This is a genomic window from Nocardia ninae NBRC 108245, from assembly GCF_007990755.1.
In the GTDB taxonomy this organism is placed as follows: domain Bacteria; phylum Actinomycetota; class Actinomycetes; order Mycobacteriales; family Mycobacteriaceae; genus Nocardia; species Nocardia ninae.
Genome location: NZ_BJXA01000045.1, coordinates 64,227 through 73,420, shown reverse-complemented (window position 1 = coordinate 73,420; position 9,194 = coordinate 64,227). Strand labels below are relative to the sequence as shown.

General features: G+C 68.4%; 11 protein-coding genes. 9 read left to right on the top strand and 2 right to left on the bottom strand.

Going from position 1 to position 9,194, the window contains the following annotated elements:
* Window positions 1-233: 233 nt before the first annotated feature.
* From NN4_RS27685 to NN4_RS27660, 6 genes are all read left to right on the top strand, one after another.
* The gene (locus tag NN4_RS27685; protein ID WP_147137453.1) at window positions 234-1,097 is read left to right on the top strand and encodes a lytic transglycosylase domain-containing protein; all 864 of its coding nucleotides are present in this window, start codon (window positions 234-236) and stop codon (window positions 1,095-1,097) included.
* A 19-nt stretch (window positions 1,098-1,116) separates the two neighbouring features.
* Window positions 1,117-2,253: an Mrp/NBP35 family ATP-binding protein gene (locus tag NN4_RS27680; RefSeq protein ID WP_147137450.1), complete on the top strand. Its 1,137-nt coding sequence runs from the start codon at window positions 1,117-1,119 to the stop codon at window positions 2,251-2,253.
* Between the two features lie 190 nt (window positions 2,254-2,443).
* Entirely contained in the window at window positions 2,444-2,764 is a 321-nt protein-coding gene (locus NN4_RS27675; protein ID WP_147137447.1) for a DivIVA domain-containing protein, read from the top strand.
* Complete coding sequence (locus NN4_RS27670; RefSeq protein ID WP_147137444.1) at window positions 2,761-3,372, top strand: DNA-3-methyladenine glycosylase I; 612 nt, start codon at window positions 2,761-2,763, stop codon at window positions 3,370-3,372. Before NN4_RS27675 ends, NN4_RS27670 begins: the two co-directional genes overlap by 4 nt.
* Window positions 3,373-3,513: 141 nt before the next feature.
* Window positions 3,514-3,681, top strand: a complete 168-nt coding sequence (locus NN4_RS27665; protein WP_011211259.1) for a DUF3117 domain-containing protein — start codon at window positions 3,514-3,516, stop codon at window positions 3,679-3,681.
* Entirely contained in the window at window positions 3,668-4,519 is an 852-nt protein-coding gene (locus tag NN4_RS27660) for a putative RNA methyltransferase (RefSeq protein WP_246181116.1), read from the top strand. Before NN4_RS27665 ends, NN4_RS27660 begins: the two co-directional genes overlap by 14 nt.
* Before the next feature lie 104 nt (window positions 4,520-4,623).
* Here the strand turns inward: NN4_RS27660 and glgA are convergent, their stop codons facing one another.
* On the bottom strand, window positions 4,624-5,781 hold the full coding sequence (glgA, locus tag NN4_RS27655) for a glycogen synthase (protein WP_147137481.1): 1,158 nt from the start codon (window positions 5,779-5,781) through the stop codon (window positions 4,624-4,626).
* Between the two features lie 138 nt (window positions 5,782-5,919).
* On the opposite strand from glgA, the gene glgC reads away from it, so the two are divergent.
* The 3 genes from glgC to NN4_RS27640 are packed head-to-tail and all read left to right on the top strand — an operon-like array spanning window position 5,920 to window position 8,864.
* Window positions 5,920-7,134: a glucose-1-phosphate adenylyltransferase gene (gene glgC / locus NN4_RS27650; RefSeq protein ID WP_107659100.1), complete on the top strand. Its 1,215-nt coding sequence runs from the start codon at window positions 5,920-5,922 to the stop codon at window positions 7,132-7,134.
* 44 nt (window positions 7,135-7,178) lie between these two features.
* Window positions 7,179-7,679 carry a hypothetical protein gene (locus tag NN4_RS27645; RefSeq protein ID WP_147137435.1) on the top strand — a complete coding sequence of 167 codons (501 nt, stop codon included), beginning with the start codon at window positions 7,179-7,181 and terminating at the stop codon, window positions 7,677-7,679.
* Window positions 7,680-7,691: 12 nt separating this feature from the next.
* Window positions 7,692-8,864, top strand: coding sequence for a DUF6545 domain-containing protein (locus NN4_RS27640; RefSeq protein ID WP_147137432.1), 1,173 nt, complete (start codon window positions 7,692-7,694; stop codon window positions 8,862-8,864).
* Here NN4_RS27640 and NN4_RS27635 read toward each other — a convergent pair.
* Window positions 8,842-9,057 carry a hypothetical protein gene (locus tag NN4_RS27635; protein WP_147137429.1) on the bottom strand — a complete coding sequence of 72 codons (216 nt, stop codon included), beginning with the start codon at window positions 9,055-9,057 and terminating at the stop codon, window positions 8,842-8,844. The two genes, NN4_RS27640 and NN4_RS27635, sit on opposite strands and share 23 nt — an antisense overlap.
* Window positions 9,058-9,194 lie beyond the last annotated feature (137 nt).

Genomic DNA, 9,194 nt, shown 5'->3' with positions numbered 1-9,194 from the left:
CCGCCGACGGTAACGGTCGAGCCCGCGCCCCCCACGGCCGCGGCGACACCGACCCCGCCGCCGGGCATCACGTTGCCCTTCGGCATCGTGATCCCGCTGCCGCCTGCCCCCCAAGGCTGACGCCAAACTCGAAGCAGGTCACGAAGCAGTAACAAAAAGGTCTCGAATGCGGTAGTCTCCTCTTCGTCAGATCACGAAGGGCTCACGAAGAGCCGTTGGAGGGTCACCGCACAGTGGGGCGTCACCGTAAACAACCGGCTGTCACCGTCAGGCGCAGCTCGGTTCTCGCACTTACCGGATTGGTTCCCGCTGGACTCGTGGCAGTCACTGCCGCGTCCGATGTGGGTAACGCGAGTCAGGCCGCGGCAGCGGTGGAGCAGCATCTCCCGGGGGATGATCAGATCGCGGTCGGCGCGAAGCCGCAGACCTTGATGGAGCCGGCCGCCGAGACCGAGTTCGTCGTCAACAAGATGGCGAAGCCGAGCGGGCCGCCGGTGGTGAAATCCGTTGCGCTGGCAGATAACCGGCAGCTCGCGGCGTTGCCCGCAGGCCCGATGGGCGTTCCGGGTATCGCGATCGCGGCCTATGAGAACGCCGAGCGCATTCTCGCCGCGGACAACCCCACCTGCAACATGCCGTGGTCGATGCTCGCCGGAATCGGCCGCGTCGAATCCACGCACGCCTACGGCAAGGCCGACGCCGACGGCAACCCCCTCACTCCGGTCTACGGTCCGGTGCTGGACGGAAGCCTGGCGGGCAACAACGTCATTCGCGACTCCGACGGCGGCGAGCTGGACGGCCTCGGCGGTTACGACCGCGCCATCGGCCCGATGCAGTTCCTGCCGCAGACCTGGAAGCGCTACGCCGCCGACGGCAACGGCGACGGCATCGCCGATCCGCAGAACCTCTTCGATGCGGCACTGACCGCCGGAAAGTACCTGTGCGACGGCGGTTTGAACATGCGCGATTTCGCCCAGCAGTCCAAGGCCATCCTGCGCTACAACAACTCGATGGCCTACGTCGCGAACGTCATGGCCTGGGAAACCTCCTACAGCAGTGGTGTCGCACCACGGGCCGGGGACCTGCCCAGAATTTGACACGCCTAAAATTCCTGCCATGCCAGTAGTTACGGAATCGGATGTGCGGGGCGCGCTCGCGAAGGTCGACGATCCGGAGATCCGCAAGCCGATCACCGAACTGGGCATGGTGAAGAGCATTGCGATCAGTCCGGACAGCAATGTCCACATCGAGGTCTACCTGACCACGGCGGGCTGCCCGCTACGCACCGAGATCATCCAGCGGGTCACCAAGGCCGTGGCCGACGTCGCCGGCGTCGGCGCGGTCACCGTCGAGCTCGACGTGATGAACGACGAGCAGCGCACCAATCTGCGCAAGCAGCTGCGGGGCGACTCGGCCGACCCGGTCATCCCGTTCGCCCAGCCCGGCTCGCTGACCCGCGTATACGCGGTCGCGTCCGGCAAGGGCGGCGTCGGAAAGTCCAGCGTCACCGTCAATCTCGCCGCCGCCATGGCCGCGCGCGGGCTCTCGGTCGGCATCCTGGATGCCGACATCTACGGCCACTCCATCCCGCGCATGCTCGGCACCGACGCCCGGCCGACCCAGGTCGAGAAGATGATCATGCCGCCGCAGGCGCACGGCGTGAAGATGATCTCCATCGCGCAGTTCACCCAGGGCAATACGCCGGTGGTGTGGCGCGGCCCGATGCTGCACCGGGCGCTGCAACAGTTCCTCGCCGACGTGTTCTGGGGCGATCTGGACGTGCTGCTGCTCGACCTGCCGCCCGGCACCGGCGACATCGCCATCTCGATCGCCCAGTTGATCCCCGGCGCCGAGATCCTCGTCGTCACCACCCCGCAGATCGCCGCCGCCGAGGTGGCCGAGCGGGCGGGCGCCATCGCGCTGCAGACCAGGCAGCGCATCGCCGGCGTGGTGGAGAACATGTCCTGGCTCGACCTGCCCGACGGCAGCCGGATGGAGCTCTACGGCTCCGGCGGCGGACAGGTGGTCGCCGACCGCCTCACCCGCGCCGTCGGCGCCGACGTGCCGCTGCTCGGGCAGGTCCCGATCGAGCAGGCCGTCCGCGAGGCGGGCGACGAGGGCTCGCCGATCGTCCTGAGCAGCCCCGACTCCCCCGCGGCCAAGGCGCTGCTCGACATCGCCGACAAATTGGCAGTCCGTCGTCGCGGACTGGCAGGCATGTCCCTCAACATCGACACCACGCGTCACGGATAGCCCTCCGCTGCGCGCATTCGGGCCGGACACCGGCGCCGTGGCGGTCGTGTCGGCGGCCTAGTGGATGGGCGGCCAGTGCCCGGCGAGTTGCCTACCTGCGTACGAAATCAGCTGTGCCGGTGACCTCGACGTCCGATTTCCGCCTGGACACGGCGTGCCCGGTGTCGGACCCAGCGAATAAGCTCGTCACATGCTCACGTTGCTGTTGTACGTGCTGATCGTCGGTCTCGTCGCCGCGGTGCTGTTCCTGCTCGCCAGTGCGGTCTTCGGGCGGGCCGAGGAGCTGGGGCCACTGCCGGAGGGGACGACGGCGACGGTCTTGCCCGCTGAGGGGGTCTCCGGCGCCGATGTCCGGGCGCTGCGGTTCCAGCAGGTGGTGCGCGGTTACAAGGCGTCCGAGGTGGACTGGGCGCTGGCCCGGCTCGCCACGCGGATCGACGAGCTACAGCACCAGCTCGCCGAGGCGCAGGCCGCGCGCTGGCAGACCCCGGTCACCCCGGAATCGAAATGAGCTCGCCCGCCCCGCTGCGCCGCGCCGAGGACGACGGCCGCATCCGCTGCGCCTGGCCGCTGGAGACCCAGCTGTACCGCGACTACCACGACTTCGAGTGGGGCAAGCCGCTGCACGGCGACGACGCGCTCTTCGAGCGGCTGTGCCTCGAAGCGTTCCAGTCGGGGCTGTCCTGGATCACCATCCTGCGCAAGCGGCCCGCCTTCCGAGCGGCGTTTGCCGGATTCTCGATCGCGCGGGTCGCCGAGTTCGGCGAGGCCGATGTGGCGCGGCTGCTCGCCGACACGGGCATCGTCCGCAACCGCCTGAAAATCGAGGCGGCGATCAGCAACGCCCGGGTTGCCCGCGACCTCGATATCGGACTGGACACATTGCTCTGGTCCTTCGCGCCCGACCCCCGACCGCGGCCGAAAACCGGTGCCGATGTGCCCGCCAGCACACCCGAATCCGTCGCTCTGGCAAAAGAATTGAAGCGGCGGGGGTTCCGTTTCGTCGGACCGACCACGGCGTACGCACTGATGCAGGCGACGGGGATGGTAGACGATCACCTGGCCGATTGCTGGGTCGGTAGTGACGTGTCCGACACAGTCCGACCGGTCACTTTTTGAACTCAGGTATCCGTCCACATCCGCGATAGGGAAGAATGGGACAGGTGTAGCTCGCCAAATGCCGGCGAGCTCGCTGGTTGGTGACAACTGGAGTTCCAAGAAAGTGCGCAGCATATCGCGCAGATCTGGAGGGAGCAGAGGATGGCGGCCATGAAGCCCCGTACCGGGGACGGTCCCCTCGAGGCAACCAAGGAAGGGCGTGGAATCGTCATGCGGGTTCCACTCGAGGGTGGCGGGCGTTTGGTCGTCGAACTCACGCCGGACGAGGCCGCGGCGCTCGGCGACGAACTGAAGAGTGTCACCAGCTGATACTTCAGCGCTGGCAGCTGTGGCCGGCCTGCTGTCCTGCCCGGAATGCGCGCTCGGACTCGAGCCGCGTGATCGGGTATTGCGGTGTGCGCACGGGCACAGCTTCGACATCGCCAAGCAGGGCTATGTCAGCCTGCTGACCGGCGCGTCGACGAAGATGACCGGCGACACCGCGGCCATGTTGGACGCGCGTGCCGCCTTTCAAGGTGGGGGACATTTCGCACCGATCGCCGCCGCGACAGCACAGGCGGTCGGGCCGGACGAGCATGCGTCCGGCACAGTGCTGGAGGTGGGCGCGGGCACCGGCTATTACCTGGCCGGTGCGCTCGACGCCGCACCCGCGCGCACCGGGATCGCGCTGGACGTGGCCAAACCGGCCGCCCGGCGCTGTGCCCGCGCCCATCCACGGGCGGCGTCGGTCCTCGCCGACGCTTGGCGTGGGCTGCCCGTCCGCGACGGCACACTGCGCGCCGTGCTGTCGGTGTTCGCCCCGCGCAATCCGGCCGAGGTCGCCCGCGTGCTCGATGCGGACGGCCGCTTCGTCGTGGCCACCCCCACCGACCGGCACCTACGCGAATTGATCGGCCCGCTCGGCATGGTGACGATCGATCCGGACAAGGACCGCAGGCTCGACACGGCCATGTCCGGGCATTTCACGGTGGCCGAACGCGTGCTGGTCGAGTATCCGATGCAGCTCACCCGAGCCGACGTGGCGAACGTCGTCGGCATGGGACCGTCAGCCCATCATGCGGCGACCGAGGATCCGCGCATCGCCACCCTCCCCGATGCCGTCGAGGTCACCGCCTCGGTCCTGGTCGCCACGTATCTCCCGACCTAACGCACGGCAGTCGTCCCCGACCTGGCCCGCTGCCGCCATCGACGCACCGGCCGCGCCAGGTGGTCCAGCCACCGGCCACGTTCAACCGGTGCACTCACCTCCGGTCAGAGCTTGCGGACCTGGTCGTACACCTCGACGGTCTGCGCCGCGATCCGCGACCAATCGAATTCGGCGATGGCCCGCGCCCGCCCCGCCGCCCCGAACTCCGCGGCCAGCACCGGATCACCGGCCACCTCGTTGATCGCCGCGGCCAACGCCTGCTCGTACGCCTCGGGCGCGCTCGGGTCGTAATGCACCAGCCGTCCGGTGCTGCCGTCGCTGACCACCTCGGGGATGCCACCCACATCCGAGGCGACCACCGCGGTCGCGCACGCCATCGCCTCCAGGTTGACGATGCCCAGCGGCTCGTACACCGACGGGCACACGAACACCGTCGCGGCGGCCAGGATCTGCCGGATCTGCTCGGTGGGCAGCATCTCGCGCACCCAGAACACATTGCCCCGGTTGCGCTGGAGCTCCTCGACCGCGGCGGCCGTCTCTGCCTCCAGCTCCTTGGTGTCGGGCGCGCCCGCGCACAGCACCAGTTGGATGTCCGGGTCGAAGTCGCGCGCGGCGGCGAGCAGATGCCCGACGCCTTTCTGCCGGGTGATCCGTCCGACGAACGCGACGATCGGCCGGTCGGTCCGCACGCCGAGCACCGTGAGCACCGGCCGCGCGCCCGCCGCCACCGGGCCGGGGTACCACACGCCCGCGTCGATGCCGTTGCGCACGACGTGCACCCGGTCCGGGTCGACGGCCGGGTAGGCGTCGAGCACGTCGTGGCGCATCCCGTCGCTCACCGCGATGATCGCGTCCGCGTGCTCGACCGCGTTGCGTTCCGACCACGAGGAGAGCCGGTAGCCGCCGCCGAGCTGTTCGGCCTTCCACGGCCGTCGAGGCTCGAGCGAATGCGCGGTGAGCACGTGCGGGATGCCGTAGAGGGTGGCGGCCAGATGCCCGGCCAGGCCGGTGTACCAGGTATGCGAGTGCACGACGTCCACCTGCCCCGCGGCGTCGGCCATGCGCAGCTGCGCGGACATCATCTGCACCGCCGCGTTGGCGGCGTAGAGCTGCGGATCGGGTTGGTGCACCACGGCATCGCTGCGCGCGACACCCATGCAATGCACGGTGACCTCACACAGCTTGCGCAGCTGGGCGGTCAGCTGCGTGACGTGTACCCCCGCGCCGCCGTAGACCTCGGGTGGGTACTCGCGGGTCAGCATCGCGACCCGAAGCCGGTCGTGCGCGCCGGAATCCGCCGTCGAGCGACCGGTGTCCGTGCCGAAACTCACCCGCTTCAAAGTAGACGTTCACTACCGCTGGGGCCACTCGCGCGCCGGTTACCCGGTAGTTTGGCAGGTGTGAGGAGCCAGCCGCACGTACTCGGGATCGTGCTCGCCGGTGGCGAGGGCAAGCGACTCTTTCCACTCACGGCGGACCGTGCCAAACCAGCGGTGCCGTTCGGCGGCGCCTATCGACTGATCGATTTCGTCCTCAGCAACCTGGTCAACGCGGGTTTTCTGCGACTGTGCGTGCTCACCCAGTACAAGTCGCACTCGCTGGACCGGCACATCTCGCAGACCTGGCGCCTGTCCGGTTTCGGGGGTGAATACATCACCCCGGTGCCCGCGCAGCAGCGCCTCGGCCCGCGCTGGTACACCGGCAGCGCCGACGCGATCATGCAGTCGCTGAATCTGATCTACGACGAAGATCCCGACTACATCGTGGTTTTCGGCGCCGACCACGTGTACCGGATGGATCCGGAACAGATGGTCAACCATCACATCGAGTCCGGCGCGGGCGTCACGGTGGCGGGCATTCGGGTGCCGCGCAGCGAGGCCAGCGCGTTCGGCTGCATCGACTCCGACGAGTCCGGCCTGATCACCCAGTTCCTGGAGAAGCCCGCGCATCCGCCGGGCACGCCCGATGATCCCAATGTCACTTTTGCGTCAATGGGCAATTATGTCTTCACCACCAAGGTGCTGGTGGATTCGATCAAGGCCGACGCGGACAACTCCGACTCCGATCACGACATGGGCGGCGACATCATCCCGTCGCTGGTCGCCTCGGGGCAGGCAGGCGTCTACGACTTCGCCGACAACGACGTGCCCGGCGCGACCGAACGCGACCGCGGCTACTGGCGCGACGTCGGCACCATCGACGCCTTCTACGACGCGCACATGGACCTGGTCTCGGTGCACCCGGTGTTCAACCTCTACAACCGGCACTGGCCGATCCGCGGCGCCGCCGAGAACCTGCCGCCCGCCAAGTTCGCCCAGGGCGGCCTGGCCCAGGAATCCATCGTCGGCGCGGGCAGCATCCTGTCGGCCGCCACGGTGCGCAACTCGGTGCTCAGCTCCAATGTGGTGATCGACGACGGGGCGACCGTCGAGGGCAGCGTGCTCATGCCGGGTGTGCGCATCGGCCGTGGCGCGGTGGTGCGCCGGGCCATCCTGGACAAGAACGTGGTGGTCGGTGAGGGCGAGATCATCGGCGTCGATCTGGAGCGCGACCGGGAACGTTTCGCCATCAGCAACGGTGGCGTCGTCACCGTCGGCAAGGGTGTCTGGGTGTAGCGAAACATTGGACAGCAAGGCCTTTCGGCCCGGAAGATGGAGTCATGTTCAGGCGCGCGCCGTCCGACCCCGCGCTGGAACAGGTCCGCACGCTGACCGCGTCGCTCGAGGTGCCGCGACCGTGGCGTCTGGAAACCTTCGTCGAACATGTCGCGACGTCGCTCGGCAAACCGATCACGCTGTTCCCGCAACCTGACCTGACCGCCAAGGGATTTCCGTGCGGGGTGGTCATCGAACGACCGGACAGTTTCGTCGTCGCCTATGACGCGGCGAGCTCCGGCTACCACACCGATCACATTGTGCTGCACGAGATCGCGCACCTGCTGCTGGATCACGCGGGCTACGTGTCCCCCTCGTCGCGCCTGCGCACGCTGCAGCAGTTGTTCACCGAAGTGGACACCGACGTTGTGCTCCGCGTGCTGGCGCGGACCGACTACGATGACGTTCTCGAAAGCCAGGCGGAACTGTTCGCCTCCCTGGTGATGTCCGAAACCGATGCTCCCCGTTCGGGTTCCGTGCTGGGCCGGGCGATCTTCCGACGCTAGGGATACGCGCTGATGCTGCCGATCACCGTGACCCTGCCGATCACGGTGGCCTCGTGGCTGTTGCTGACGGTCCGCCTGCTCCGCTTCCGCACCACGCTGGTGGAACGCCGATTCAACATGTTGCTCGTGACGGTGACCGGGATCCTCACGACGCACGAGCCGACGCTGCGCAGCGAGCTGAGCGCACTCACCGGCGGACGGTTGAGCATTGGCCTGATCTACCAGTTCGGCGCCATCGGTTTCATGTTCAGCACCGCGGCGAGCCTGCTGGTCGCGGCCGCCATGCTGGGTCGGGTGCAGTCGGCCGCCCTCGTCTACGGGCTCGCCGGCGTGTCCTGTGCGGTGGGCATGCTCTGCAGCGGGCCCGCACAAGGGCCGAGCCCGTTCACCATGTACGAGCAGCCGGGCTGGGGCCAGTTCGGCTTCTGGCTGGCGTTGGCGCCGCTGTCCTACTGGATGGTGTTCTACTTCGGCCGGGTATGCATCGCCGAGATGCGCACCCAGCACGCTCGCCGCGAACGCGCCCTGCACGCCACGGTCCTCGGTGCGGGCTGCACCGTCTTCCTGATGTTCAGCCTGACCTTCGTCAGCACCGCCCTGCGCGCGCTGGGACACGAGAGCTGGCTGACGCGTGCGCAACTCGTCATCGACAACAACGCGGTGTTCTTCCAGGCGTTGCCGTTCCTGGTGATCGGCGCGGTGCCGGTGGCGGCCTGGCTCATCGACGCGATCGGGCTCGATGCCTGGTCACGACGCCGGAAACGTCTGCTGCCGTTGTGGTTCGATCTGACGAAGGCCTGCCCCGAGATCGTGCACCGCACCTCGACGCCGGTTGCTGCGCACCACAGCCGATATTTCCTGCATCGCACCGTCATCGAGATCCGCGACAGTGTGCTCATCCTGGCCCGGTACGCCACCCCCACGCCGGCGGAGCTCCGGGCCGCGATCACCGCGTCCGCCCGCACCACTCCGGAACGCGAAGCATTGGACCTCGCGGTACGACTCGTGCGCGCCTGCGCCGCCAAGACCCGTGGCGATGTGCCGACGGGCGCAGGCTCGATGCACCACTGCGCCGGCGACAACCTGGTGGAGGAGGCCGCGCAACTCGCCGCCATCGCCGCGCAGTGGTCCCGTGCGCACGCGCTGGTGGCCGACCCGGCGATCAGCGCGGCGGCCCGGGCGTAGCCGGGCAGAACGGCGCGCAGGGGCCCGGCGTGCGCGGCACCGTCGACGTCGCCGGTTGCCCGAAGTCGGCGGTGCTGACCAGGTAGACCACCAGCACCGCGCCGACCAGGACCAGGGCGAACGCGATCATCGCCCCGCCCCAGTGGATCGGCGGCCGCCCGTCGCCATCGTTGTTCAAGATGTAGTAGATCACTCGGGTCGCACCTCTTCCGCAGGCGTCGAGCGGGGCACTACCTCTCCGGTACAGACGTGCTCTGAGCAGCATGCGCCTCGAATCGCCGCGCTGTTGCTGTATTCGGCGACTCGGCCGAGGGCAGCGCCGGCGACCGG